At 72.4% G+C, this 25278-nt stretch carries 22 protein-coding genes, 2 tRNA genes and 1 pseudogene; 17 read left to right on the top strand and 8 right to left on the bottom strand.

Annotation, left to right across the window (positions count from 1 at the left end):
• The first annotated feature begins 16 nt into the window (after positions 1-16).
• The 6 genes from OG406_RS07905 to OG406_RS07880 all read left to right on the top strand — a co-directional run bounded on the left by OG406_RS07905 (position 17) and on the right by OG406_RS07880 (position 5477).
• Complete coding sequence (locus tag OG406_RS07905; protein ID WP_081221929.1) at positions 17-1213, top strand: glycine C-acetyltransferase; 1197 nt, start codon at positions 17-19, stop codon at positions 1211-1213.
• Between the two features lie 141 nt (positions 1214-1354).
• Complete coding sequence (locus tag OG406_RS07900) at positions 1355-2260, top strand: LysR family transcriptional regulator (protein ID WP_164371375.1); 906 nt, start codon at positions 1355-1357, stop codon at positions 2258-2260.
• Positions 2261-2294: 34 nt separating this feature from the next.
• Positions 2295-2876: a helix-turn-helix domain-containing protein gene (locus tag OG406_RS07895; protein ID WP_329184940.1), complete on the top strand. Its 582-nt coding sequence runs from the start codon at positions 2295-2297 to the stop codon at positions 2874-2876.
• A gap of 11 nt (positions 2877-2887) precedes the next feature.
• The gene (locus tag OG406_RS07890) at positions 2888-3436 is read left to right on the top strand and encodes a GNAT family N-acetyltransferase (protein ID WP_329190695.1); all 549 of its coding nucleotides are present in this window, start codon (positions 2888-2890) and stop codon (positions 3434-3436) included.
• Positions 3437-3504: 68 nt separating this feature from the next.
• Positions 3505-3864 (top strand): MmcQ/YjbR family DNA-binding protein, encoded by a 360-nt coding sequence (locus tag OG406_RS07885; RefSeq protein ID WP_266617623.1) that lies wholly within the window; start codon positions 3505-3507, stop codon positions 3862-3864.
• A gap of 116 nt (positions 3865-3980) precedes the next feature.
• Positions 3981-5477: an MFS transporter gene (locus OG406_RS07880; protein WP_329184938.1), complete on the top strand. Its 1497-nt coding sequence runs from the start codon at positions 3981-3983 to the stop codon at positions 5475-5477.
• 42 nt (positions 5478-5519) lie between these two features.
• Here the strand turns inward: OG406_RS07880 and OG406_RS07875 are convergent, their stop codons facing one another.
• Positions 5520-6431 carry a transketolase family protein gene (locus OG406_RS07875; protein WP_329184937.1) on the bottom strand — a complete coding sequence of 304 codons (912 nt, stop codon included), beginning with the start codon at positions 6429-6431 and terminating at the stop codon, positions 5520-5522.
• A 72-nt stretch (positions 6432-6503) separates the two neighbouring features.
• Entirely contained in the window at positions 6504-7205 is a 702-nt protein-coding gene (locus OG406_RS07870) for a transketolase (protein ID WP_329184936.1), read from the bottom strand.
• Between the two features lie 178 nt (positions 7206-7383).
• Between OG406_RS07870 and OG406_RS07865 the strand changes: the two genes are divergently transcribed.
• Together OG406_RS07865 and OG406_RS07860 are read left to right on the top strand one after the other, a co-directional pair.
• Positions 7384-7457 (top strand) — tRNA-Pro (locus tag OG406_RS07865).
• 296 nt (positions 7458-7753) lie between these two features.
• Complete coding sequence (locus OG406_RS07860) at positions 7754-9607, top strand: ABC transporter ATP-binding protein (RefSeq protein ID WP_329184934.1); 1854 nt, start codon at positions 7754-7756, stop codon at positions 9605-9607.
• Positions 9608-9671: 64 nt separating this feature from the next.
• Here the strand turns inward: OG406_RS07860 and OG406_RS07855 are convergent.
• A pseudogene (locus tag OG406_RS07855) lies at positions 9672-10483 on the bottom strand (SAM-dependent methyltransferase).
• 148 nt (positions 10484-10631) lie between these two features.
• Entirely contained in the window at positions 10632-10976 is a 345-nt protein-coding gene (locus OG406_RS07850; protein WP_164371368.1) for a DUF3140 domain-containing protein, read from the bottom strand.
• Between the two features lie 255 nt (positions 10977-11231).
• Between OG406_RS07850 and OG406_RS07845 the strand changes: the two genes are divergently transcribed.
• The 5 genes from OG406_RS07845 to OG406_RS07825 all read left to right on the top strand — a co-directional run bounded on the left by OG406_RS07845 (position 11232) and on the right by OG406_RS07825 (position 17547).
• Positions 11232-12419 carry a thiolase family protein gene (locus tag OG406_RS07845; protein ID WP_164371367.1) on the top strand — a complete coding sequence of 396 codons (1188 nt, stop codon included), beginning with the start codon at positions 11232-11234 and terminating at the stop codon, positions 12417-12419.
• A gap of 120 nt (positions 12420-12539) precedes the next feature.
• Positions 12540-14048 (top strand): long-chain-fatty-acid--CoA ligase, encoded by a 1509-nt coding sequence (locus OG406_RS07840; RefSeq protein ID WP_329184931.1) that lies wholly within the window; start codon positions 12540-12542, stop codon positions 14046-14048.
• A 108-nt stretch (positions 14049-14156) separates the two neighbouring features.
• Positions 14157-14930: a sulfite exporter TauE/SafE family protein gene (locus OG406_RS07835; protein WP_164371365.1), complete on the top strand. Its 774-nt coding sequence runs from the start codon at positions 14157-14159 to the stop codon at positions 14928-14930.
• Positions 14931-15131: 201 nt separating this feature from the next.
• Positions 15132-16715: an alpha-amylase family glycosyl hydrolase gene (locus OG406_RS07830; protein WP_329184928.1), complete on the top strand. Its 1584-nt coding sequence runs from the start codon at positions 15132-15134 to the stop codon at positions 16713-16715.
• A gap of 85 nt (positions 16716-16800) precedes the next feature.
• A complete protein-coding gene (locus tag OG406_RS07825) occupies positions 16801-17547 on the top strand; it encodes a cobalt-precorrin-6A reductase (RefSeq protein WP_329184926.1) in 747 nt (248 codons plus the stop codon).
• A 56-nt stretch (positions 17548-17603) separates the two neighbouring features.
• Here the strand turns inward: OG406_RS07825 and OG406_RS07820 are convergent, their stop codons facing one another.
• From OG406_RS07820 to OG406_RS07810, 3 genes are all read right to left on the bottom strand, one after another.
• A complete protein-coding gene (locus tag OG406_RS07820; protein WP_329184925.1) occupies positions 17604-19688 on the bottom strand; it encodes an MDR family MFS transporter in 2085 nt (694 codons plus the stop codon).
• 87 nt (positions 19689-19775) lie between these two features.
• Positions 19776-20546, bottom strand: coding sequence for a precorrin-6A synthase (deacetylating) (gene cobF / locus OG406_RS07815; RefSeq protein WP_267049091.1), 771 nt, complete (start codon positions 20544-20546; stop codon positions 19776-19778).
• Positions 20547-20600: 54 nt separating this feature from the next.
• Entirely contained in the window at positions 20601-21134 is a 534-nt protein-coding gene (locus tag OG406_RS07810) for a DUF309 domain-containing protein (protein WP_329184922.1), read from the bottom strand.
• Between the two features lie 100 nt (positions 21135-21234).
• Between OG406_RS07810 and OG406_RS07805 the strand changes: the two genes are divergently transcribed.
• Positions 21235-21311 (top strand) — tRNA-Pro (locus OG406_RS07805).
• A 92-nt stretch (positions 21312-21403) separates the two neighbouring features.
• Here OG406_RS07805 and OG406_RS07800 read toward each other — a convergent pair.
• Positions 21404-21940, bottom strand: a complete 537-nt coding sequence (locus OG406_RS07800) for an NUDIX hydrolase family protein (protein ID WP_203659731.1) — start codon at positions 21938-21940, stop codon at positions 21404-21406.
• A 244-nt stretch (positions 21941-22184) separates the two neighbouring features.
• On the opposite strand from OG406_RS07800, the gene OG406_RS07795 reads away from it, so the two are divergent.
• From OG406_RS07795 to OG406_RS07785, 3 genes are all read left to right on the top strand, one after another.
• Positions 22185-23132 (top strand): dioxygenase family protein, encoded by a 948-nt coding sequence (locus tag OG406_RS07795; RefSeq protein WP_329184920.1) that lies wholly within the window; start codon positions 22185-22187, stop codon positions 23130-23132.
• Positions 23129-24223 (top strand): maleylacetate reductase, encoded by a 1095-nt coding sequence (locus OG406_RS07790; RefSeq protein WP_329184918.1) that lies wholly within the window; start codon positions 23129-23131, stop codon positions 24221-24223. The genes OG406_RS07795 and OG406_RS07790 overlap by 4 nt, the downstream gene beginning before the upstream one ends.
• Before the next feature lie 272 nt (positions 24224-24495).
• Complete coding sequence (locus tag OG406_RS07785) at positions 24496-25263, top strand: NPP1 family protein (protein WP_164371358.1); 768 nt, start codon at positions 24496-24498, stop codon at positions 25261-25263.
• The last annotated feature ends 15 nt before the right edge of the window (positions 25264-25278 follow it).

The following is a 25278-nucleotide window of genomic DNA, read 5'->3' as shown; positions in this document are numbered from 1 at the left end:
CTCTAAGGAACTGATGATGTTCGACTCCGTCCGTGACGACCTGCGCACCACCCTCGAAGAGATCACCGCAGCCGGGCTGTACAAGCCCGAGCGCGTCATCGGCAGTCCGCAGTCCGCGACCGTGAGCGTCACCGCGGGCGGCCGCCCCGGTGAGGTCCTGAACTTCTGCGCCAACAACTACCTCGGTCTCGCCGACCACCCCGAGGTCGTCGCCGCCGCCCACGAGGCCCTCGACCGCTGGGGCTACGGCATGGCCTCCGTGCGCTTCATCTGCGGTACGCAGGAGGTGCACAAGGAGCTGGAGGCGCGGCTGTCCGCGTTCCTCGGCCAGGAGGACACGATCCTCTACTCCTCCTGCTTCGACGCCAACGGCGGTGTCTTCGAGACCCTGCTCGGCGCCGAGGACGCGGTCATCTCCGACGCCCTCAACCACGCCTCGATCATCGACGGCATCCGCCTCTCCAAGGCCCGCCGCTTCCGGTACGCCAACCGCGACATGGCCGACCTGGAGGCGCAGCTCAAGGAGGCCTCCGACGCCCGCCGCCGGCTGATCGTCACCGACGGCGTCTTCTCCATGGACGGCTACGTCGCCCCCCTCAAGGAGATCTGCGACCTCGCCGACCGCTACGACGCCATGGTGATGGTCGACGACTCGCACGCCGTCGGCTTCGTCGGCCCCGGCGGCCGCGGCACCCCCGAGCTGCACGGCGTCATGGACCGCGTCGACATCATCACGGGCACCCTCGGCAAGGCCCTCGGCGGCGCCTCCGGCGGTTACGTCGCCGCCCGCGCCGAGATCGTCGCCCTGCTGCGCCAGCGGTCCCGTCCGTACCTCTTCTCGAACACGCTCGCCCCGGTGATCGCCGCGGCCTCCCTGAAGGTCCTCGACCTGCTGGAGTCCGCCGACGACCTGCGGGTGCGGCTCGCCGAGAACACCGCCCTGTTCCGCTCCCGGATGACCGCGGAGGGCTTCGACATCCTCCCGGGCGACCACGCCATCGCGCCCGTCATGATCGGTGACGCCTCGGTCGCCGGCCGGATGGCCGAGCTGCTCCTGGAGCGCGGCGTGTACGTGATCGGCTTCTCGTACCCGGTCGTCCCGCAGGGCAAGGCCCGGATCCGGGTGCAGCTGTCCGCCGGACACTCCACCGAGGACGTCAACCGTGCCGTGGACGCCTTCGTGGCGGCGCGGGCGGAACTCGACGCCGCCTGACGGCCCGCCCGCCCCCTGCTCCCCGGACGGCGCGAGCCGCTCCGGGGGCGTGGGCGACGGGCGGTCCGTGCCCGGCGCACGGGCCGGGTTCCGGTCCGCCTGATGACCGGAAAGCCCGTGTGACCTGAGAGAATCGGTCGCATGATCGAAGCACGGCGGCTCCACATCCTCCGTGCGGTGGCCGACCACCGCACGGTGACCGCGGCAGCCGCCGCCCTGTATCTCACCCCCTCGGCGGTCTCGCAGCAGCTGACCGCCCTGGAACAGGAGACGGGTCACCGGCTCGTCGAGCGCGGCGCCAAAGGCGTACGGCTGACACCCGCAGGCGAGATCCTGCTCAGCCACACCAACGCCGTCCTCGCCCAACTGGAGCGGGCGGAAGCCGAGTTGGCCGCCTACAGTTCGGGTTCGGCCGGTACGGTCACGGTCGCCTCCTTCGCCACCGGCATCGCCCTGGTCGTGGCCCCGGCCTTGTCCCGCCTCGCCGTCGCCGCTCCCGGAATCCGCCTCCGCGTGCAGGACGCCGAGGGGGACGCCAGCCTGCCGATGGTCCTCGACCGGCAGGTCGACATCGCCGTGGCCGTCGAGTACCGCGGGGCGCCGGACGCGGACGACCCGCGTCTGACCCACGTGCCGCTCTACGCCGAACCCTTCGACGCGGTCGTCCCCGTCACCCACCGGCTGGCCGACGCCGAGGAGGTGCCGCTCGCCGAGCTGGCCAAGGACCCGTGGATCGGCCCCTACCCGGGCAACCCCTGCCATGACGTGGTCGTCCTGGCCTGCGAGAACGCGGGATTCCAACCGCGCCTCGAACACTCCTCGGACGACTTCCGCGCGGTCGTCGCCCTCGCCTCCGCCGACGCCGGTGTCGCCCTGGTGCCCCGCTCGGCGCTGCGCGGCATGGAACTCACCGGCGTGGTCGTCCGCCCCGTCGACGGCGTCGCACCCACCCGCCGCGTCTTCGCCGCCGTCCGTCGCGGCGCCGAGGACCATCCGCTGATCCGGCCCGTACTGGAGGCGTTGACGCACGCCGCCACGGTCGACTGACATCATTTCCCATATCTGGGATAGCATCTCGAATATGGGAAACGAGGATCTCGACGTCGTCGACGCGGTGGATGCCCGGCTCGGGGCGCGCCTGGCGGAGCTGAGGGCCGAACGGGGCTGGTCCCTGGGCGAGTTGGCGGAACGGAGCGGTGTCAGCCGCTCGACCCTGTCCCGAGCCGAGCGTGCCGAGATCAGCCCCACGGCCTCGCTCCTGAACCGCCTCTGCCATGTGTACGGGCGGACCATGTCCCAGTTGCTGAGCGAGGTCGAGGCGGAACCCGCGCTGCTGGTCCGCGCCGCCGACCAGGCGGTCTGGACGGACCGGGCCTCCGGCTTCGAGCGCCGGTCGGTGTCGCCGCCGCACGCCGGACTGCGGGGCGAACTCGTCGAGGGGAGACTCGCGGCCGGCGCCGACATCGCCTACGACCGGCCTCCCGTGCCCGGCCTGGAGCAGCACATCTGGGTCCTCGACGGATCGCTCGACGTGACCGCGCAGGACGTCGAGCACCGGCTCGGACCCGGCGACTGCCTCCGGCTGCGGGTGTGGGGCCCGACGCGCTTCCGCTGCCCCGGACCCGACGGTGTGCGCTACGCGCTGGCGGTGGTGCTCCCGTGAGCGGCCCCGCGATCACCGTCTCCCGGCTCACCGCGACCGAAGTCCGCTCGTCGGCGGCCGAGTTGGCCGATCTGCTCACCGACACCGTGGCCGGCGGCGCCTCGATCGGGTTCCTCGCGCCGCTCGACCGGACGGCCGCCGTCGCCTGGTGGGAGGAGCGGGCGACCGCCGTCGCGGCGGGACACCTCGACGTCTGGACGGCCCGTCGCGGCGGCCGGCTGCTCGGCACCGTGAGCCTCGTCCGCCCGGACAAGCCCAACAGCCGCCATCGCGCCGAACTCGTCAAACTGATGGTGCACCGGGACGGCCGCGGCCAGGGCCTCGGGCGCAGGCTCCTGACCACCGCGGAGACCGGCGCCGCCGCCGTGGGCGTCACCCTCCTCCACCTGGACACCGAGACGGACAGCCCCGCCGAGTCCCTGTACCTCTCGGCCGGCTGGACCCGCCTCGGGGCGATCCCCGACTACGCGAGGACACCGACCGGCGAACTGCGTCCGACGACCGTCTTCTACAAGCGGCTGGAGACGGACGCCGGAGGCGACGCTCACTCGGCGGGGTGACCCCCGAGCACCCTCTGACGTGGTGCTTCGACCCTCCGATGTCAGTGCCGTTGGCTACCGTGCGTCTCATGCCGGATGCCGAAGACGTACGACGGATCGCCCTCTCCCTCCCGGACACGACGGAGAAGATCGCCTGGAGCATGCCCACGTTCCGGGTCGCGGGCAAGATGTTCGCCACGATGCCCGAGGCCGAGACCTCCATCGCCGTGCGCTGCCCGAAGGAGGAGCGCGACGAACTGGTCCTGGCCGAACCGGGCAAGTTCTGGATCGCCGACCACGAGGCCGGATTCGCCTGGGTCCGCGCCCGGCTCGCCGCGCTGGAGGACGAGGACGAACTCCGGGACATCCTCGCCGACTCCTGGCGCCAGGCGGCCACGCCCCGACTGATCGAGGCCCACCCCGAGGTGGGGCGTCCGTCCGCCGACTGAAACGCCTCCGGCGTTGTCGGTGCCCCGTGGCATGATCCGGAAACAGGAGTGGGGTGCGGGACGGACGACTTCGTGGGGGAGTCGTGCGGCAGGGCCAGGGGAGGGGTGCGAGCAGGATGACCAGGACGTCATCGGGTGAGGAGCCGCAGTGCGCGGGGCCGTCGATCCGCGCGGCGGAGGAGCCCGACGGCGGGGAGCGGGACACGCAGCCCCCGGCATCGCGAGGCGCCCACGCGCCGTCGCGTGAAGGGCTGCTTCCGGCCCGTGGGCCCGACGGCCGGCAGGTCGGCGTCGGCCCCTCGGGCACCGGCACGTTCCGGGCCGACATCGTTGCCGACCGGACGCCACCGTCCGTCTGGTCGCGCGACTTCGCCCTCTTCTTCGTCGCCCGGGCCCTCGCCCGGCTCGGCGACACCATGCTGCCCGTGGCCCTCGCCGCCGGACTCCTCCAGTACGGGTACGGCGTGGGCGCCGTGGGGCTCGCCATGGCCGCGTCCGCCGCCTCCTTCGCCGGACTCGTCATCTTCGGCGGCGTGATCGCCGACCGCTTCAGCACCCGCAAACTGATGATCGGCGCCGACCTGGTGCGGCTCGTGACCCAGTCCGTGGCCGCCGCGCTCTTCTTCACCGACCACGTCGTCCTCTGGCAGATCTGTGTGATCGGCGCGGTGAACGGCGTCGCGGGCGCGGTCTTCCAGCCCGGGGTCGCCAGCACCGTGCCGCGCCTCGCCACCGACGTGCAGGGGGCGAACGGCGCCATCCGCATCGCCGAGTCCGGCGCCCAGCTCGGCGGCCCGGCCCTCGCGGGCCTGCTCGTCGCCTTCGCCTCCGCCGGCGGCGTCTTCGTCGCCCACGCGGCCACCTTCGGCCTCAGCGCCCTGTGCCTGCTGCTGCTCCGCCTGCCGCCGGCCGCTCCCGGGAGCCGGACGCACGGCGCCACGTTCCGCGCCGATCTCGCCGAGGGCTGGCGGGAGTTCAGATCCCGCACCTGGCTGTGGGGCGTGATCGTCATCTGGTGTGTGTACATGATCGCCGTCTGGGGTCCGACCGTCCCCCTGGTGGCGACCGAGGTGGTGCAGCAGCACGGCCCGCGCGCCTACGGACTGATCAACTCCGCCCTCGGCGCGGGCACGGTCGTCGGCGGGCTCGTCGCCCTGCGCCTGCGGCCGCGCCGCATGCTGCGCGCCGGTTCGTTCGCCCTCTTCGCCTTCGCCTGCTTCCCCGCCTCCGTGGGCGCCGGGCTGGGCGTGGGGGCCATCTGCGCCGGAGCGGTGACAGCCGGCGCGGGGATGTCCGTCTGGGGTGTCATGTGGGCGACCAGTGTGCAGACGCAGGTCGCCCCTGACGTCCTCAACCGCATCCACGCCTACGACGTCGCCGGTTCCCTGGCGATGATGCCCGTCGGCCAGGCGCTCGCGGGCCCCGCGGCCGCCGCACTCGGCGCCGACCGCGTCCTGCTCATCGGCGGAGTCATGAGCCTCGTCGTGGCCGCTGCCCTGCTCTCCGTGCCCGCGATACGCGAGCTGGTCCGGGTGGACGGTCCCGTGGCCCGGATCGGGGCCGGAGCCGCGCTCGCCGTACCGGCCCGCAAGGACGGACGCCGGGCCGGCTGAGCGGAGCGTCACGCCGGGGCGCGGGCGGCCGACGACCGCGCCTCAGACCCCTACGCGGGCCGCGAGGAAGGCGTCGATCCGCTCCCGCAGGGACCGGGCGTCCAGACCGTGCGCCACCAGGTGCTCCTCCATGGTCCCGTAGCGCCGCAGTTCACGGCGGCCGACACCGAGACCGAGGACGCGGTGGGGCACGTCGGCGAGCGCGTCACCCGCCGCGGCCGTCGAGGTGCCGGCCAGGTAGGGCTCGACCAGGACGACATCGCTGCCCGCCGTCTCGGTGGCGCCGCGCAGCGCGGCGGCGTCGAAGGGGCGCACGGTGGTCGCGTAGAGCACGGTCACGTCGCGTCCCTCGGTGGCCGCGAGCACGGCGTCGAGCATCGGCCCGACGGCGACGACCACGCCCTCGCGCCCCTCCCGGACGGTGCGGAAGCGGGACCCGTCGACACCGAGCGGGCGCGCGTTCGCCTGCACGGACAGCCGGACGTACACCTTGTCGTCCCCGGCGGCGACGGCGTGCCGCAGCAGTGTCTCCGCCTCGTCGGGGTGCCCCGGGACATGCACCGTCCAGCCGTCGAGCGTGTCCAGCAGGGCCACGTCGCCCGGCGCCATGTGGGTGAAGCCGCCGGCAGGCCAGTCGAAGGAGGCCGCCGCGCTGACCAGGACCGCGCCCGCGTCCTGGTGCCCCAGGTCCAGTTTCACCTGCTCGAAGGGCCGCTCCACCAGGAAGCTCGCGAAGGTGTGCACCACGGGCCGCAGACCGGTCAGCGCCAGACCCGCGCCCGCTCCGATCAGCAGCTGCTCGCGGATGCCGACGTTGATCACCCGGTCCGGATGCCTGCGCCGGGCCTCCGCGAAGCCGTCGGCGCCGATCTCGGCGAGCACGACCGCGACGCGCGGGTCCTCGTCGAGCAGCCGCGAGACGACGGGGGCGAAACGGTCACGCATGGTGTCCATGAGTGCGGGTCCTTTCGTGGAAACGGCGAGAAGCGGTGAGGAGGGGTGAGGGGAAGCGGGGAGCCGGGGCGGTCACGGGTTCTTCGGCTCGACCTGGGCCACGACCACCCGTGGGCGCCCCGGATGCGCGGCCGTGAAGGCCGCGTACAGGGCCTCGTGGTCGCGGCCGTCCACGGTGGCGGCGGACCAGCCGGCCGCCTCGAACCGCGCCGCGATCCCGCCCCGGCGGGCATGCGTGGCCGAGGAGTTGTCGATCACGACGGTGTGCAGCCGGTCCAGCCCGGCCGGTCCCGCGTACGCGATGGCCTCGTGGTTGCTGCCCTCGTCCAGTTCCGCGTCGCCGATCAGCACCCACACCCGCGGATCGTCGAGCCCCTGCGCGCGCAGTCCGAGTGCCGTCCCGACCCCGATCGGCAGTCCGTGGCCGAGCGACCCGCTGCCGATCTCCGCGCCCGGCACCAGCACCCGGTCCGGATGGTGCCCGAGCGGCGAGTCGTACGAGCCGAAGCCGGGGAGCCACGCCACCGGCAGGAAGCCCTTCGCCGCGAGCACCGCGTAGTAGGCCATCGGACCGTGCCCCTTCGACAGGAGGAACCGGTCACGTCCCGGGTCGTCCATCCCCTCGGGGCGCACGCGCAGGACCCGGTCGTACAGGACCCACAGGGCGTCCAGCGTGGAGGTCGCCGCCGGGCCGTGCTTCTCGTCGCCCGTCATCAGGCCCATCAGTCGGGGCAGGTCGGCGTAGGTGCGGCTGTGCTTCGCGGTGATCGTCATGAGGACGAGCGTGCAACCTCAACCAAACTTCAGGTCAAGCGTGGGCGGGGATCCGCCGAACGTTTTCGGACGCCGCCGTGCGAGCGCCCCGCGGAAAACGGGTGCGCGACCACGGGCACGAGTGCGGTATTGTTTCCGTGCACGTCCAGCCAGGGGAAACCCCAGGTCAGACGGGCATCGGGACGTGGCGCAGCTTGGTAGCGCACTTGACTGGGGGTCAAGGGGTCGCAGGTTCAAATCCTGTCGTCCCGACTCGAGGAGTCGTGGTTCGAAGGCCGTTTTCTCAGCGATGAGGAAGCGGCCTTCGTCGTGTCCGCGCGCCGTCCACGCCGTCGCACGCTCTCCCTTCCGCCTCCCCTCCGCGTGACCCCGTGGCACCGGGCCGTGCCCCGGTGGCCGAGAAAAACGCGTGGACCGCCCGGACGTCGCCACGGGACACTGAAGGCCGCCGGGCCGGCCGTACCGCACTCCGCACGGTCCCTTCACGCACCGGCAGCTCCCCCGCGGACGCGCTGACAGGGCTGCCCACGACGACACGGGGGTTGGGGATGGCATCACCTGAATCAGGCAGGGCGTTACCCGGCAAGGGCTCGGTGGTCCTCGCGCTGCGGCACTACGGACGGGAGCTGCGCCGGCTCCGCAGACTGACGGGGCCCGCCATGCTGCTGCCCGCGCTGGGCAACATCGGCATCAGCTACGTCGCGCCGCTCATCGTCGCCAAGCTCGTGGGCCGCATCGCCGAGGGCAAGGACGTCTCCGTCGGCGCGGCACTGCCGTACGTCCTCGGTTTCGGCGGCGTCCTGCTGCTCGCCGAGGGCCTGTGGCGGCTCGGCCTGCACTGTCTCAACCGCCTCGACGCCCTCGGCATCGAGCACCTCTACGTGATCGGCATGGACGAACTGTTCGCGAAGGACGCGTCGTTCTTCCACGACAACTTCGCGGGGTCGCTGACCAAGCGCGTGCTGAGTTTCGCCACCCGCTTCGAGGAGTTCGTCGACACGATGACCTTCCAGGTCGTCGGCAGCTTCGTACCGCTGGTGTTCGGTTCGGTGATCCTGTGGCGTTACGAGCCGCTGCTGGTCGTCGGACTGCTCGCGATGATCGGGGTGACGGGGCTGTGCGTGGTGCCGCTCATCCGCCGCCGGCAGGCACTCGTCGCGCAGCGGGAGGAGGCGATCGCCCGGGTGTCCGGCCATGTCGCCGACAGCCTGATGAACATGGACACCGTCCGGGCCTTCGCGGCCGAGGAACGGGAGGCGGCCGAACACCGCTCGCGGGTCGCCGTGTCCCGCCGGCTCACCCTGCGGTCCTGGGACTACGGCAACCTGCGCATCGACACACTGGTCGCGCCGATGTCGGTCCTGACCAACGCGCTCGGCCTGCTGCTCGCGGTCGCGCTCGCCGGGGGCGGGCACGGAGTGGAGGCCGTCGTCGTCGCCTTCACGTACTACGCCAACGCGACCCGGATCATGTTCGAGTTCAACCAGATCTACCGGCGTCTGGAGAGCTCGATGACGGAGGCGGCGCAGTTCACCGAGCTGCTGCTCACACCGCCGACCGTGCTCGACCCGGTCGCCCCGGAGCCGCTGCGGTCCCGGGCCGCCGACGTCCGCTTCGAGCGGGTGGACTTCACGCACGGAGGGGCGAAGCCGCTGTTCGCGGGGCTCGAACTGGAGGTGCCGAGCGGCACGAAGGTCGGTCTGGTCGGCCGGTCCGGGGGCGGCAAGACCACCCTCACCCGGCTGCTGCTGCGGATGACGGACATCGACGCGGGCCGCATCCTGATCGGCGGTCAGGACATCAGCAGGCTGCGCCAGGCGGACCTGCGCAGCCTGATCGCCTACGTGCCGCAGGATCCCGCGATGTTCCACCGCACCCTGCGGGACAACATCGCCTTCGCGCGGCCGGACGCCACCGAGGCGGAGATCCGGCGCGCGGCCGAGGCGGCCCACGTCACCGAGTTCGCCGACGCGCTGCCCGAGGGCTTCGACACGATGGTGGGGGAGCGGGGCATCAAGCTGTCGGGCGGGCAGCGCCAGCGGGTCGCCCTCGCCCGGGCGATCCTGCGGGACGCGCCGATCCTGCTCCTCGACGAGGCGACCAGCGCCCTGGACTCCGAGAGCGAGATCCTCGTCCAGGAGGCGCTGTGGCGGCTCATGGAGCGGCGCACGGCGCTGGTGGTGGCCCACCGGCTGAGCACGGTCGCCACCATGGACCGGCTCGTCGTCCTGGACCGCGGACGCATCGTCGAACAGGGCACCCACCAGGAACTGCTCGCCTGCGAGGGCGCCTACGCCACGTTGTGGCGCCATCAGTCGGGCGGCTTCATCGACGACGGCCCGGTCCCGGCCGGCCTGGCCGTGCCGGCCGAGGGCGACCCCGCTCCGGCCGAGCGCCGCTGAGGGCGGGCCGGCCGGGCGGGTACGCGGGCCAACGGGGTCCCGGCGGCGGGGGGTTGGAGGCGCTCTAGCGTTTGAAGCCGACCCCGCCGTACAGGGACACCGGCTCGTCACCGATCGGGGTCTCGTCCTCCGCGAGGTCGGGGCGCCAGTCCTTCACCGAGACGATCCCCGGCTCGACGAGGTCGAGTCCCGTGAAGAAGCGGCCCACTTCGGCGTGCGAGCGGCCCACGAGGGTGACCCCGCCGCGCGCGTACGTCTCGATGCCCCGCCGTACGTTCTCCGGCTCGAAGTCGGCGGTCATCGCGGACAGCGCGAGGCAACTGCCCGGCGCCAGCGCGTCCACCAGTGTCTCCACCAGCTCGTACGCGCCGGACTCGTCGGCGACGAAGTGCATCAGCGCGATCAGGGAGAGGGCCACGGGCCGGTCGAGGTCGAGCACCCGGCCGGCCTCGGCCAGGATCTTCCCCGGCTCGCGGATGTCCGCCTGGATGTACTCCGTCATCCCCTCCGGGGTGCCCCGCAGCAGCGCCTCGGCGTGGGCCAGCACGATGGGGTCGTGTCGACGTACACCACCCGGGCGTCGGGAGCGGTCCGTTGCGCGATCTGGTGGAGGTTGGGCTCGGTGGGGATGCCCGTGCCGATGTCGAGGAACTGGCCGATTCCCGCCGTGCGGACCAGGTGGCGGGTGGCCCGTTGCATGAACCGGCGATTGCTGCGCGCGGCCCGCGGGGCGCCCGGATCGAGGGACATGATGTGCTGCCCGAGCTGCTCGTCGACCGGGTAGTTGTCCTTGCCGCCCAGATACCAGTCGTACACCCGTGCCGGATGGGGTCTGCTGGTGTCGATCCGGTCCGCTGCCGACTCGGTCCCCGTCATACGGCAACTCCCTTTTCCGTTCGGCCTGTTCACCCCGCCGGCGGCTGCCCGGCCGGGTGCGCGAGCAGTGTGCCATCCACGGGGTGCCCGGGCCGGGGGACCGTCGATCCCCGGCCACCCGGCCTCCGGCCGGCCGCCGGAGGGGGACTCACCGCCGGCGCCGCTGCGGATCGTGGCCCAGGGTCATCAGCCGGTGGCGCACGCGTTCGTCGCCGGCTCCCGCGTCCGGGCCGTCCGCCTCGGCCTCCACGGTGTCGATCACCTCGTACATGGTCGCGACGTCCTCGTCGGTGAGATCGGCGCGGCGCTTCTGGAGGAGCGCGAGGACCAGCAGGCCGGTCGGCGCGCCCGGCCGCCCGGGCGGGGGCTCGCTGCCCATGGCGGTCTCGCCGGTCTCACCGGCCCGCAGCCAGGCCGCGAGCTCCTGGGAGGTCATGTTCACCACGCTGTGGAACTCGTCCCACAGTGCGTCGAGCTCGACGGTGTCGGTCATGTCGGTGCCCCTTCGGTGTTCCCGCCGGTCTGTCATGTGACGCGGGGCGGCGGGCGGTGTACCGCCGGCCCGTCCCGCATCCCCGCCTGCCCGCCGGTCCCCGCTCCATGCGGGACCGCTGCCGGGGACGGACCTGCCGATACCGGCCGCCGGCGGATCTTCCCAAGGGTCGGGTGGCGGTCTATAGTCCAAAACTAGCAGTGCTAATTAATGTCGTGCCGCCGTTGCCCGCCGTTGTCTGTCAGGAGTCCTGTCGTGCGCCCCGTCCACTTCGCGGCCGCCCGCCGCACGCCCATCGGCAAGCTGCGCGGAGCCCTGTCCTCCGTGCGGCCCGACGACCTCGCCGCGGGCGTCATCCGCGGCCTCGTCGCCGAGGTGCCCACACTCGACCCGGCCCGTGTCGACGACGTCTACTGGGGCGCCGCCAACCAGGCGGGCGAGGACAACCGCAACGTCGCCCGCATGGCCGCCCTGCTCGCCGGGCTGCCCGACAGCGTGCCCGGCGCCACCGTCAACCGGCTGTGCGCCTCGGGCCTCGAAGCCGTCACGACGGCCGCCCGTGCCATCGCCTCAGGCGAGGCCGACATCGTCCTCGCCGGCGGCTCCGAGTCGATGAGCCGAGCCCCCTTCGTCCTGCCGCGCCCGGACGAGGCGCTGCCGCACCGCATCGAGACCGTCGACACCCGGCTCGGCTGGCGGCTGGTCAACCCCGCGATGAATGACCTGCACGGGGTGCTGTCGATGGGGGAGACCGGCGAGGAGGTCGCCGAGCGGTACGGCATCTCGCGCGAGCGGCAGGACGCCTTCGCGCTCCGCAGCCACCAGCGCGCCGCCGACGCCCGGAAGAACGGTCACTTCGACGCCGAACTGCTGCCCGTGGAGCGCCCCGACGGCGTGGTCGTCGACCGCGACGAATGCGTCCGCGAGGACACCTCGCTCGACAAGCTGTCCCGCCTCAAGCCGGTGTTCCGCGCGGGCGGCACCGTCACCGCGGGCAACGCCTCGCCGATGAACGACGGAGCGGCCGGTGTGCTCCTCGTCAGCGAGGAGGTCCTGAACGAACTGCACCTGGAGTCGCTCGGCCGGTACGTCGCCGGAGCCTCCGCCGGAGTCGACCCGGACGTCATGGGCATCGGCCCGGTGCCCGCGACCCGCAAGGCGCTCGCGCGCGTCGGCTGGAGCGTCGACGACCTCCAGGAGGCCGAGTTCAACGAGGCGTTCGCCGCCCAGGCCCTCGCCTGCGTGGACCTCCTCGGCATCGACCCCGACCTCGTCAACCCGACCGGCGGCGCCATCGCCCTCGGCCATCCCCTCGGCTGCTCGGGCGCCCGCATCCTCACCACCCTGCTGCACCGCATGCGCCGCACCGGCGCCGGCCGCGGCCTGGCCACGATGTGCGTCGGGGTCGGGCAGGGGAGCGCGGTCCTGGTCGAGCGCCACTGACACCGGCCGCATCCGCACGCCCGGGGGCCCGTGACGCCGTACGCCGCAGCGCGTGCCCACCGGGCCCGTCCCGCCCTCTCCGGTCCAGAGCCGCACCAGCAAGAAACGGAGCCACCCCCCATGGCAACCCTGTCCCTCGCCGCGATCCTCGCCGAGAACGCCCGGCGCCGCCCCTCGAAGACGGCGCTCGTCGAGGGCGAGCTGCGCCTCACCTTCGCCGAGGTGTGGGAGTCCGCGCTGGCCCAGGCCGGCGCGCTCACCGGCCTCGGCGTGCGGCCCGGAGACCGCGTTGCCCTCATGGCGCCCAACACGGCGGAGTTCCCGCACGCCTACTACGCGATCGCGGCGGCCGGCGGTGTGGTCGTCCCGGTGCACCTGCTCCTGTCGGCCTCCGAGGTCGAGCACGTACTCAAGGACAGCGGAGCGACATTGCTGCTCTGCCACCCGGCGCAGGAGGCGACCGGGGCGGCCGCCGCGCGGGCCCTCGGCGTCAGGGTCGTCACGCTCGGGGCCGAGTTCGAGAAGCTCGCCCAGGCCGCCGAACCCCTCACCTCGTACGTCACCCGGGACGCCGACGACCCGGCCGTCGTCTTCTACACCAGTGGCACCACCGGCGTCCCCAAGGGCGCCGTGCTCAGCCACTTCAACCTGGTGATGAACGCGACGGTCAACGCCTTCGACGCCAACGACATCCGCCCCGACGACATCGCCCTCGGAGCCCTGCCGCTCTTCCACGCCTTCGGGCAGACCGTCTCCCTCAACTCCACCTGGCGCGCGGGCGCCACCCTCGTCCTGCTGCCGCGGTTCGACGCCGCGCGCGCGATCGAGCTGATGGTGGCGGAAGGCGTCAACACCTTCCACGGCGTCCCGACGATGTACGTCGCCCTGGCGGCAGCGGCGGCGGGCGCCGCGGCCCTGCCCGAGCTGAGGCTCTGCATCTCGGGCGGCGCCAGCCTGCCCGTCGCCGTCCTGGAGCGGTTCGAGGCGGCGTTCGGCGCGCGGATCTACGAGGGCTACGGGCTGTCGGAGACCTCGCCGACCGCCACCGTCAACCAGCCGCTGTTCGGCACCAGGGCCGGCACCATCGGCCACCCGCTGTGGGGCGTCGACGCGGAGATCGCGCGGGCCGAGGTCGAGGGGCGGATCGACCTGCTGCCCCCGGGGGAACTGGGCGAGGTCGTCATCCGGGGCCACAACGTCTTCTCCGGCTACCTCGGCCGGCCCGAGGCCACCGCGGAGGCCGTGGTCGACGGCTGGTTCCGCACCGGTGACCTCGGCACCAAGGACGACGACGGCTTCCTGCGGATCGTCGACCGCAAGAAGGACGTCATCATCCGCGGCGGCTACAACATCTATCCGCGCGAGGTCGAGGAGGTGCTGATGCGGCACCCCGCCGTCGCCCAGGTCGCGGTGATCGGCCTGCCGGACGAGCTGCACGGCGAGGAGGTGTGCGCCGTCGTGGTCCGCGCCGAGGGCGCCACGGCCGACGCGGCCGAGATCGCCGAGTGGTCCAAGGACCATCTGGGCCGTCACAAGTACCCGCGCCGACTGGAGTTCGCCGACGAGATGCCCCTCGGCCCGAGCATGAAGGTCCTCAAGCGGGAGCTGCGCACGCGCTACACGGACTGAGTACGCGCTGCACGGCCTGACCGGCGCCCGCGTTCCGCCCGCCCGGGAGCCGTCCGGCGAGACGCTCCTTACGCGGGCGAGTTGCGTGGGCATAGCATCGGTCCCCGCATGAACACAATGACGCTCTGGCACATATCCAGCTGGGAGTTCGCCGCCCTGGCCGCCGCGGCCCTGCTCGTCGGCTTCTCCAAGACCGCCGTGAGCGGGGCCAACACGGTCAGCCTGGCGATCTTCGCCGCCGTACTGCCCGCCCGCGCCTCGACCGGCGTCCTGCTTCCCATCCTGATCGTCGGCGACGTGCTCGCCGTCCTCACCTACCGGCGCCACGCCCACTGGCCCACGCTGTGGCGGCTGTTCCCCGCGGTCGCCGCCGGAGTCGTCCTCGGCACCGTGTTCCTGGTGTGGGCGGACGACGCGGTCGTCCGGACGTCGATCGGCGCCATCCTGCTGCTCATGGCGGCGGTCACCGTGTGGCGCCGCAGGGCCGCCGTCCAGGACGACGAACCCGACGCCGTCGTCACGCGCTCGGGCCGCGTCAAGGCCCGCTCCTACGGCGTGCTCGGCGGGTTCACCACCATGGTCGCCAACGCGGGCGGCCCCGTGATGTCGATGTATCTCCTCTCGGCGGGCTTCCGCAAGCTCGGCTTCCTCGGCACCTCCGCCTTCTTCTTCCTGATCGTCAACGTGTCCAAGCTGCCCTTCAGCGCGGGACTCGGACTGATCGACGGCCACTCCCTGCTGCTGGACGCCGCGCTGGCCGTCTTCGTCGTGCCGGGCGCGTTCCTCGGGAAATGGGCCGTGAACCGGATCAACCAGCTGCTTTTCGAACGCCTGGTGATCGCGGCGACGGTGGTGGGCGGAATCCAACTGCTCCTGCACTGAGTCGGACCGCCCGGCCGGGGCAGTCGTGACGCGTCGGAAAGATCCGCCGCGGAACACGGCGGATCTTTCCGACACCGGCCTCACGTCTCCGCCCCAGCGCTCTTGGAAAGCGCTTTCTGCACTGTTAGCTTGACGCGGCGCGCCCGCTCACCGCGGCCGTGTCCTCCTGCCCTGCCGACGTCCGAGAGAAGGGCCGCTTCCATGGCGGACATCCAACCGCCGCCCGCCTGGCTGGCGGACGCGGTGATGTACCAGATCTATCCGCAGACCTACGCCGACACCGACGGGGACGGCATCGGGGACCTGCCCGGCGTGCTGCACCGGCTGGAGTACCTGGAGTGGCTCGGCGTCGACACCGTCTGGCTCAGCCCGTTGTTCGCCTCGCCCTTCGCGGACGCCGGATACGACGTCAGCGACTACCGGACCGTCGCCCCCCGCTACGGCACGAACCACGACCTGGCCACCCTCGTCGAGGAGGCCCGCTCACGCGGCATCCGGGTCATGCTGGACCTGGTCGCCGGGCACACCTCCGACCAGCACGCGTGGTTCCGGGCCTCGGCCGACGATCCCGGCGACGACCGCTACATCTGGGCCGACACCACCGAGGCGCCGAGCCCCGCCTGGGTGCCCTCGCCCGGCACCCGGCCGGGGTACTACCTGCCGAACTTCTATCCCGTCCAGCCGGCCCTCAACTTCGGCTACGCGCGCCCGGACCCGGCCGAGCCCTGGCGCCAGCCCGTCGACGCCCCGGGGCCCCTCGCCAACCGGGCGGCGCTGCGCGAGATCATGGCGTACTGGTTCGACCGCGGTGTCGCGGGGTTCCGCGTCGACATGGCGTTCTCCCTGGTGAAGGACGATCCCGACCGCTCGGCCACCGCCGCCCTGTGGCGCGAGACGCGGGCGTGGATGGACGAGACCTACCCGGACCGGGCGCTGCTCTCCGAGTGGGGCGACCCCAAGACCTCCGTGCCCGCCGGGATCCACGCCGACTTCTTCCTCCACTTCGTCGGCCGCCCGCTGCGGTCGCTGTGGGGCAACGCCCAGGGGAGCCACAACCCGGTCTGGGGCGAGGACCCCTGCTTCTTCGGACCCGACGGCGACGGTTCGATGCGGGAGTTCCTCGAAGCGTGGCGCGAGGCCGACACGGCCATCGCCGGAGCGGGCTACGTGGCTCTCCCGACGGCCAACCACGACTTCTCCCGGCTGGTGTGCGGCACCCGCACCCGGGACATGGTCGCGCCCGCCTTCGCCTTCCAGCTCACCTGGCCCTCCCTGCCCGTCATCTACTACGGCGACGAGATCGGCATGCGGTATCTGCCGGGGCTGCCGAGCAAGGAGGGCAGTCAGCTCGGCGACGAGGCGCGCCAGGGTTCCCGTACGCCGATGCAGTGGGACGACGGACCGAGCGCGGGCTTCTCCACGGCCGCCGAGGAGGACCTGTATCTGCCGCTCGACCCGGCCGTCGACCGGCCGTCCGTGGCCGCGCAGCGGGCCGACGACACATCGCTGCTGCACCAGGTGCGGGCCCTGATCCGGCTCCGGCGCGAACACCGGGAACTGGGCACGCACGGGCCGGTCGAGGTGCTCAACTCCGGCTATCCGCTGGTCTACACGCGCGGCGACTCGTACCTCGTGGCCGTCAACCCGAGCGGACGGCCGGAGACCTGCACCCTCCGTGACGTGACCGTCGGCCCGGCCCTGCTCGCGCGGGGCGTCGAGGCGCACCCCGACGGCACGATCACCACCGAGCCGTTCTCCTACGGCGTCTTCCGCCTGGCTCCCTGACCGGGGCCGATCGACCCTGCCTCCCTGACCGCGAGCGGCGGGGGCGCGTCCGGAACCCGCCGGCGCGCCCCCGTAGGCTCGGGCCATGTCCCCCCACGTCCTCGTCCTCGGCGGCACGACCGAGGCGCGTGAGCTCGCCGCCGAACTCACCGCGCGTCCCGGCGTACGGGTGACGACCTCGCTGGCGGGGCGCGTGGCCCGGCCCAGCGCGGTCGAAGGGGACGTACGGACCGGAGGGTTCGGCGGGGCCGACGGGCTCGCGCGGTGGCTGCGAGAGCACCGGGTGGACGTTCTCGTGGACGCGACCCATCCGTTCGCTTCCGGCATCACCGCGAACGCGGCACGGGCCGCCACCGCCACCGGTGTCCCCGCGGTGGTCCTGCGCCGCCCCGGCTGGCAGGCCGGCCCCGGCGACCGCTGGCACGAGGCCGGCTCCCTCACGGAGGCCGCCGCACTGCTGCCCGGCCTCGGCCGCCGCGTCTTCCTCACCACGGGCCGGCTCGGTCTCGCCGCGTTCGCGCACCTGTCCGGACCGCATTTCCTCGTCCGGTCGGTGGAGGCCCCCGACCCGCCGCTGCCGCCGGACACCGAAGTGCTGCTGGCCCGCGGCCCGTTCACCCTTGACGACGAGAGGGCACTCCTGCTCCGGCACCGCATCGACGTCCTCGTGACCAAGGACAGCGGGGGAGCCGCCACGTCCGCGAAACTGACGGCCGCCCGCGACCTCGCCCTGCCCGTGGTCGTCGTCCGCCGTCCGCCCCTGCCGGACGGGGTGAGCGCCGTGGCGGACGTGCCGTCGGCGCTCGCCCTGCTGGACCTCGCCGGGGACTGACCGGACGGCCCCGGCCAAGATCCCGTCGGCCCTGGCGCCGCGCGACGGCGGGGCGGTCAGGCCTTCGAGGCCGGCTCCAGTTCCCGGGACCGGTCGGGGATGTCCTGGGTGAGGTCCTCGACCAGCAGCCGCTTGGCGATGGTGTCGACGGCGGCGCGCAGTTCCGTGCCGGACGGCCGGCCCACGTCCTGCTCGACGCGTTCCGCGAGCCACCTGCCCCAGGCCGTGCCGATCACCCGTGCCTCGCGCTCACCGGCCGCCGTGTGGGAGAAGAGCGAGCCGTGCCGGGTGAGATAGCCCTCCTCGACCATGCGGTTGAACACCGGCACGAGGACCTCGGGCGGCAGATGGCGCCGGCCGGCGATCAGGTTGAGGTTGGCGTGGCCGACCATCCGGCTGAACAGCTCCACCTGCATGACGGCCCAGGCGCCCGCGACGTCCAGCCGGGTGTCCGACTCCGCGACGATCCGGCGGGCGGTCGCCATCTCCGTGCCCCCGATGATCTTCCCGACGGACGCCTCCAGCACCCGCTGGGAGTCGGTGCCGGCCGGCGACGCGAACCCCTCGCCCATGTCCGTCGAACCCAGCCGGGCGCTGTCCCGCAGTTCCACCTGCTTGAGGAAGAGCGCCACCACGAACCCGAGGAGCGCCACCGGCACGGTCCACAGGAACACCGTGTGGATGGTGTCGGCGTACGCCTCGATGATGGGCCGCGCCGTCCGGGCGGGCAGCCGGTGAAGGGCTTCCGGGCTCTGCGCCGCCCGGGCGACGACGGCGGGCGACACCGCGCCGGCCTCCGCGGCCGACCGCACGCCGTCGGCCAGGTTGGGCTTCAGCGCGTTGGTGTAGATCGTCCCGAAGACGGCCGTACCGAACGAGCTGCCGAGCGTACGGAAGAAGGTGACTCCCGAGGTGGCCGTGCCGAGGTCGGTGTACTCCACGGTGTTCTGCACGGCGATCGTCAGGACCTGCATGGACAGTCCGATGCCGGTGCCGAGCACGAACATGTACAGGGACTCCAGCCACGTCCCCGTGTCCGGTCCCATCAGGGACATCAGGTAGAGCCCCAGTGCCATCACCAGGGAACCGACGATGGGGAAGATGCGGTACTGCCCGGTCTTGCTGACCACGTTGCCGCTGAAGATCGAGGCGATGAGCAGTCCCACCACCAGGGGCAGCGTCCGGACACCGGAGATCGTCGCCGAGTCCCCGTCGACGTACTGCAGATAGGTCGGCAGGAACGTCATCGCGCCGAGCATCGCGAAGCCCACGATGAAGCTGAGGATCGAGCACACCGTGAAGACCGGGTTGGAGAAGAGGCGCATCGGCAGCATCGGCTGGGCCGCGCGGGTCTCCACCCAGCAGAACAGGCCGAGCGCGACCAGACCGCCCACGAACAGGGCGATGATGGTCGGCGATCCCCAGGCGTACTGGTTGCCGCCCCAGCTCGTCCCCAGGATGAGCGCGCTCGCGCCGACCGCGACGAGCGCGATGCCCAGATAGTCGATGACGGGCCGCGTGGCCGACTTCACCACGGGGATGGTGCGGGCCGCCGCGATCACCACGACGACCGCGATGGGCACGTTGATGTAGAAGGCCCACCGCCAGGAGAGGTGGTCCGTGAACAGCCCGCCGAGCAGCGGCCCGATGACCGTGGCCACACCGAAGACCGCGCCGATCGCGCCCTGGTACTTGCCCCGCTCGCGCAGCGGGATGACGTCCGCGATCAGCGCCATGGCGGTCACCATCAGACCGCCCGCGCCGATGCCCTGCATCGCCCGCCAGGAGATCAGCAGCGACATGTTCGTGGCGAGGCCGCACAGGAACGAACCGGTGATGAAGATGATCGCCGAGGCCTGGAAGACGATCTTGCGGCCGAACAGGTCGCCGAACTTGCCGACCAGCACCGTCGCCACGGTCTCGGCCAGCAGGTACGCGGTCACCACCCACGACATGTGCTCGGCGCCGCCCAGGTCCGACACGATCGTCGGCAGCGCGGTGCCCACGATCGTCTGGTCGAGCGCGGCGAGGAGAATGCCCAGCACGATCGTCGCGAAGACGATGTTGCGGCGCCGGCCGTCCAGCACCGGCGGTCCGGGCGCTTCCGCCGCGGGTGGCGCCGTATCCTCGGTGATCGTCACAATCGCCACCCTCACACCCGGCGGCTCCCCGTGCATGCGGGGTCATCCGCCCGGCGTACGGCGCTCGTCGACGCTCCGGGCCCGGCCCTATTCCCGAGGATTCCTGCGCAGCAGATACGTGTCCATGATCCAGCCCTTGCGCTCCCGGGCCTCGGCGCGCAGCCGCTCGATGCGGGGTGCCGTCTCGGCCAGCGGTCCGGAGGCGAGGATCTCGTCGGGGGTCCCGATGTAGGCGCCCCAGTAGATGTCGATGTCCTGGTCCGCGTACTGGCGGAACGTCCGCTGGGCGTCGAGCATCACGACCACGTCGTCCACGCCCTCCGGGAAACCCTCCGCTAGGCGCCGCCCGGTGGTGATCTGCACGGGCCGGGCGACCCGGTTCAGACCCGTCCGGTGCCGGGCGACGAGCGCCGAGACACTGCTGATGCCGGGCACCACGTCGTACGAGAACGCCACGGTGTCCCGCTCCCGGATCTCCTCCAGGATGCCGAGCGTGCTGTCGTACAGCGCCGGGTCGCCCCACACCAGGAACGCGCCGCTCTCGTCCTCGCCCAGCTCCTCGGCGATCAGCCGTTCGTAGATGGCGCCGCGTGCGCTGCGCCAGTCCCCGACGGCCGGCGAGTACGCCGCGCCGCCCGCCGTCCGGTCGCGGTCCGGGTCACGCGCCTCGACCAGGCGGTACGTCCCCTCCGGCACGTGCGCGTCGAGGATGTCGCGGCGCAGCCGGACCAGGTCGGACTTCACCTCGCCCTTGTCCAGGATGAAGAACACGTCCGTGCTCCTCAGCGCCTTGACCGCCTGCAGGGTGAGCTGCTCGGGGTCGCCCGCTCCGATGCCGATGACATGAATCTTTCGCACCCCCGGAGTCTGCCCCACGCCCGGGACGCCCGACGCACCGCGTCCGGCTCCGCCTCAGCCGGCCCGCCCGCGCAGCCGCGGCGCCGACGCCGCCGCGTCGACCGGGACACCGCCACGCTCCACGGAATCGGCCAACTCCCTTGCCCAGTCGACCAGTTCCGCGAGCCGCAGATCGTGCGGCCGGGGTCGGCCGGTCTCCGCGCCCCACTCCTCGACGGCCCCGGCGCCGCGCCGCAGCAGCCGGGCGCCGCCCGTCGTGTTCCCGCGGGCCGCGTGGGTGAGCCCCACCGCGAGCTGCGCCAGCCCGCGCCAGAGCCCCCGCTCGTCGTCCGGGCCGGACTTCCAGGCGTCCTCGAATACCTCGTGCGCGTGGAAGGGCCGTCCGGCGTCCAGCAGCGTCTGGGCCTCGGCGACCGACTCCCCGGGTGCGCGGACGACGCCCTCGGGCTGCCGCTCCACCCCGGCCGATCCGTACGGCAGGGGGCGGCCGAGGCCGTCGCGGGGCCGCGCGTTGCGCGCCCGGCCCTCGGGGTCCCGGTCACGACTCCCGCCCGGCGGTGTCCGTGGTGTCCGTGATGGTCCGTTCATGATCCGATTGTCCCGCTCTCCGCGCCCCCTGCGGGGCAGCCCCCGACGTGGGGTAAAGTTCTGTTCGCACGATCGCGCGGTCCGCCGCGCGGGAACGCACCGGGACGTGGCGCAGCTTGGTAGCGCACTTGACTGGGGGTCAAGGGGTCGCAGGTTCAAATCCTGTCGTCCCGACCAGCTTTCGAGCAGGTCGGAGGCCGTTTTCTCATCCGTGAGAAAACGGCCTTTTCCGTCTCCCGGACTCCCCGTCTCCCCGCGTCCCGTCGCCGCTAGGACAGGCAGCCGACGTGGGCCAGCGCCTGCCGCAGCAGCACTCCGTGACCGCCGGGCATCTCGTCCGCGACCATCGCCGACGAGGCCTCCTCCGGGCTGAACCAGACCAGGTCGAGCGCGTCCTGCCGGGGACGGCAGTCGCCGGTCACCGGGACGATGTAGGCCAGGGACACCGCGTGCTGGCGCGGGTCGTGGAAGGGCGTGACGCCGAGTGTCGGGAAGTACTCGGCCACGGTGAAGGGCTGCAGGGAGGCGGGCACCCGGGGGAGTGCCACGGGACCGAGGTCCTTCTCCAGGTGGCGCAGCAGCGCGTCGCGGACCCGCTCGTGGTGCAGCACCCGGCCGGAGACGAGGGTGCGGCTGACCGTCCCGTCCGGACCGATACGGAGCAGGAGCCCGATGTGGGTGACTTCGCCGTTGTCGTCGACGCGCACCGGGACCGCCTCGACGTACAGGATCGGCATGCGGGCGCGGGCCGATTCCAGTTCGTCGCGGGACAGCCAGCCGGGCGTGGTTTCGGTCAAGTCAGACATTGCTTGATCATACTTTCCGTGCGTCCGGTGCGTGCGTGTTGCTCGGGTCAACCATGCCTTACGGAAAGGGCGATCATGTATCCCCGGCGTCGTCCCGCCTGTGTCGGGACCCCGCGGGCGGCCGTCGCGGGGGCGGGCGGACGGGACACCGGCGACGGGTTCGCCGGCTTGCCACCCCCGGCGCGGGTGGCCTCGTAGCCTGGGCACGTGCCTGGCAGGACGACCTAGGGACCACGGGAGCGGCATGGCGGAGTACTTCGGCAGGGATGTCGCCACGAACGTCGGCGCGGACGTCAGTACGGGCGTCGGTTCGGACACCGGTACGGACACCGGTACGGACTTCACGACCGAGATCACCGAAGCCGTCGTCGACAGCTTCGCCGGCACGCCCGACCCGCGCCTGCGCGGGCTGCTCGGCGCGCTCACCCGCCATCTCCACGACTTCGTCCGGGAGACGCAGCCGACCATGGAGGAGTGGGAACAGGCCATCGGCTTCCTGACGGCGACGGGGCACATGTGCACCGACACCCGGCAGGAGTTCATCCTCCTGTCGGACGTGCTCGGTGTCTCGATGCTCGTGGAGACCCTGAACGGCCACCGGGACCCGCGTACGACGGAGTCGACGGTCCTCGGCCCGTTCCACATGACGGCGTCGCCGCCGCGTGAACTCGGCGCGGACATCGACCTGATGGGCACCGGTGAACCGTGCGTGATCGACGGGCAGGTGCTCTCGCCCGACGGGACTCCGCTGCCCGGCGCGGTCCTCGACGTGTGGCAGGCGAACGGCGAGGGCTTCTACGACGTCCAGCAGCCGGACGTCCAGCCTCCGGGCAACGGACGCGGACTCTTCACGGCCGACGCCGAGGGCCGCTTCCGGTTCCGCACCTGTGTGCCGAGCCCGTACCCGATCCCCACCGACGGCCCGGTCGGCGCCCTGCTGGGAGCCACCGCCCGGCACCCCTACCGCCCCGCCCACATCCACTTCATCGCCTCGGCGGCGGGCCACGCCCCCGTCACCACGCACATCTTCGTGGCGGGCGGCGCGCATCTCGAGTCGGACGCCGTCTTCGCCGTCAAGAAGAGCCTCGTGCAGGACTTCACCGAGACCGACGACCCCTCCCTGGCACGGGAGTTCGGCGTCGCGAACCCGTTCCGGCACGCGCACTTCGACCTCGTACTGGAGCCGGAATGAGCAACAGCCCCGAGAGCCCGCTCGACTTCTCCTACGAGACCCGGCCCGCACGGGTGGTGTTCCGGCCCGGCGCGGCGGTGAGCGCGACGCCGGCCGAGGCCGCCCGGCTCGGGCTGCATCGCGTCCTGGTGATCTGCGGCAGCCGGGGCGAGGACGTCGCGCGGTCGGTGGCGGACGCCCTCGGCGACAGCTGTGCGGGGGTGCACGCGGGTGCCCGGATGCACGTCCCCGCGGAGGTGGCCGACCGCGCCGTCGAGGCGGCACGGGAGGCGGGCGCGGACGGCTGCGTCGCCGTCGGCGGCGGCTCCGCGATCGGCCTGGGCAAGGCGGTGGCGCTGCGCACCGGACTGCCGTTGATCGCCGTGCCCACCACCTACTCCGGCTCGGAGATGACGTCCGTGTGGGGCCTCACCGAGCACGGGGCCAAGCGCACCGGACGCGACCCGTCCGTGCAGCCGCGCTCCGTCGTCTACGACCCCGGACTGACCCTCGCCCTCCCGGTGCCGCTCTCGGTGACCAGCGGCGTCAACGCCCTCGCGCACGCCGTCGAGGCGCTGTACGCGCCCGACGCGTCCCCGCTGGTCTCCCTGATGGCAGAGGAAGGCGTCCGCGCGATGACGGGCGCCCTCCGGCGGGTGGCCGAGGCCCCCGGTGACCTGGAGGCGCGCGGACGCGCCCTGTACGGCGCCTGGCTCTGCGGCGCGTGCCTCGGCGCGACCACCATGGGACTGCACCACAAGCTCTGCCACGTGCTCGGCGGCACCTTCGGCCTGCCGCACGCCGAGACCCACACCGTGGTCCTGCCCTATGCCCTGGCCTACAACGCGGCCGCCGCGCCGCAGGCGATCGCCGCGCTCTCGCGGGCGCTGGACACCGATGACGTGCCGCACGCCCTGCGGCAGTTCGCGGGAGACCTCGGCGCTCCGCGCACACTCGCCGAACTCGGCCTGAAGGAGAGCGACCTGAGCCGGGCGGCGGCCGAGGTCGCCACGGAGTCGTACCCCAACCCGCGCGAGGTGACGGCCCACGGCGTCCTCGGGCTGCTGACGGCGGCGTACGAGGGCTGGGAGCCGCGGACCGGGGGCGAGTGAGGGCTCCGGGGCCACGGTCGCCGGCCGCGGAGTCGGCCCCGGCCGGACGGTATTTCGGCGACAACTGGGTTGCCGAGTAGGGGAGTTGTGCTGTCGGGGTGTCCGGATCACCCCAACAGTCCGTCGTGGGACGCGCATTGGCTGATCCTTCATCGCTCGGACACCCGCGGAGTCTGGCGTTTTCGCCGCACGCCCGGAAAGCTGATCTGGGCATGCCAACCTGACCGCGTGGTCTGCCCCGCCCCCACGCCGCGGTCGATCTGGAGGACGCAGTGAAGAGAAGCTCGCGGATCAGCAAGGTCTCGCTCATCCTCGGCAGCGCCGTCGCGCTGGTCGTCGCCTTCCCGGGCCTGGCCCTCGCCGACCCGCCCAAGGCCTTGCCCGCGAACGCGGACGGACTGGAGCAGACGTTCCAGCCGGCCTTCGACTACGACACCGACGGCTGCTACCCGACGCCCGCCATCGGTCCCGACGGGACGGTCAACGGCGGCCTCAACCCCTCCGGCGCCCTGAACGGCCAGTGCCGCGACTCCTGGGACCTCGACAACACCAACGGCTACTCCCGCGAGAAGTGCAACAACGGCTGGTGCGCCATCATGTACGGCCTCTACTTCGAGAAGGACCAGGCCGTCGCCGGCAGCGGCCTCGGCGGACACCGCAACGACTGGGAACACGTCGTGGTGTGGGTCCAGGACAACGAGGCCAAGTACGTGTCCACCTCGGCCCACGGAAACTTCAACATCTACGGCCGGGACCAGATCCGCTGGGACGGCACGCACCCCAAGGTCGTCTACCACAAGGACGGCATCGGAACGCACTGCTTCCGGCCCGCGAACACCAACGACGAGCCGCCGGAGAACCACCAGCACACCTGGCAGTTCCCGACCCTGGTCGGCTGGAACGGCTACCCGGCCGGGCTGCGCGACAAGTTGAGCGCCTACAACTTCGGCAGCGCCGTGTTCGGCCTCAAGGACGGCAACTTCAACGCGCACCTCGTTAAGGCGAAGCCGGCCGGCATCACCTTCGACCCCAACGCCTGACGGGCGGCCCGCCGA

The organism is Streptomyces sp. NBC_01428, from assembly GCF_036231965.1.
Classification (GTDB): domain Bacteria; phylum Actinomycetota; class Actinomycetes; order Streptomycetales; family Streptomycetaceae; genus Streptomyces.
The sequence above is the reverse complement of the archived record's forward strand: the minus strand, read 5'-3'. Positions and strand labels throughout refer to the sequence as shown.

Excerpts from the sequence above, each read along its gene's own strand:
- OG406_RS07830 (WP_329184928.1), top strand. The coding sequence starts at position 15,132 with ATGGCGGACATCCAACCGCCGCCCGCCTGGCTGGCGGACGCGGTGATG.
- OG406_RS07875 (WP_329184937.1), bottom strand. The coding sequence starts at position 6,431 with ATGGACACCATGCGTGACCGTTTCGCCCCCGTCGTCTCGCGGCTGCTC.
- OG406_RS07850 (WP_164371368.1), bottom strand. The coding sequence starts at position 10,976 with ATGACCGACACCGTCGAGCTCGACGCACTGTGGGACGAGTTCCACAGC.
- OG406_RS07905 (WP_081221929.1), top strand. The coding sequence starts at position 17 with ATGTTCGACTCCGTCCGTGACGACCTGCGCACCACCCTCGAAGAGATC.
- OG406_RS07895 (WP_329184940.1), top strand. The coding sequence starts at position 2,295 with ATGGGAAACGAGGATCTCGACGTCGTCGACGCGGTGGATGCCCGGCTC.
- OG406_RS07870 (WP_329184936.1), bottom strand. The coding sequence starts at position 7,205 with ATGACGATCACCGCGAAGCACAGCCGCACCTACGCCGACCTGCCCCGA.
- OG406_RS07795 (WP_329184920.1), top strand. The coding sequence starts at position 22,185 with ATGGCGGAGTACTTCGGCAGGGATGTCGCCACGAACGTCGGCGCGGAC.
- OG406_RS07835 (WP_164371365.1), top strand. The coding sequence starts at position 14,157 with ATGAACACAATGACGCTCTGGCACATATCCAGCTGGGAGTTCGCCGCC.
- OG406_RS07860 (WP_329184934.1), top strand. The coding sequence starts at position 7,754 with ATGGCATCACCTGAATCAGGCAGGGCGTTACCCGGCAAGGGCTCGGTG.
- OG406_RS07900 (WP_164371375.1), top strand. The coding sequence starts at position 1,355 with ATGATCGAAGCACGGCGGCTCCACATCCTCCGTGCGGTGGCCGACCAC.
- OG406_RS07885 (WP_266617623.1), top strand. The coding sequence starts at position 3,505 with ATGCCGGATGCCGAAGACGTACGACGGATCGCCCTCTCCCTCCCGGAC.
- OG406_RS07800 (WP_203659731.1), bottom strand. The coding sequence starts at position 21,940 with ATGTCTGACTTGACCGAAACCACGCCCGGCTGGCTGTCCCGCGACGAA.
- OG406_RS07840 (WP_329184931.1), top strand. The coding sequence starts at position 12,540 with ATGGCAACCCTGTCCCTCGCCGCGATCCTCGCCGAGAACGCCCGGCGC.
- OG406_RS07825 (WP_329184926.1), top strand. The coding sequence starts at position 16,801 with ATGTCCCCCCACGTCCTCGTCCTCGGCGGCACGACCGAGGCGCGTGAG.
- OG406_RS07790 (WP_329184918.1), top strand. The coding sequence starts at position 23,129 with ATGAGCAACAGCCCCGAGAGCCCGCTCGACTTCTCCTACGAGACCCGG.
- OG406_RS07880 (WP_329184938.1), top strand. The coding sequence starts at position 3,981 with ATGACCAGGACGTCATCGGGTGAGGAGCCGCAGTGCGCGGGGCCGTCG.
- OG406_RS07810 (WP_329184922.1), bottom strand. The coding sequence starts at position 21,134 with ATGAACGGACCATCACGGACACCACGGACACCGCCGGGCGGGAGTCGT.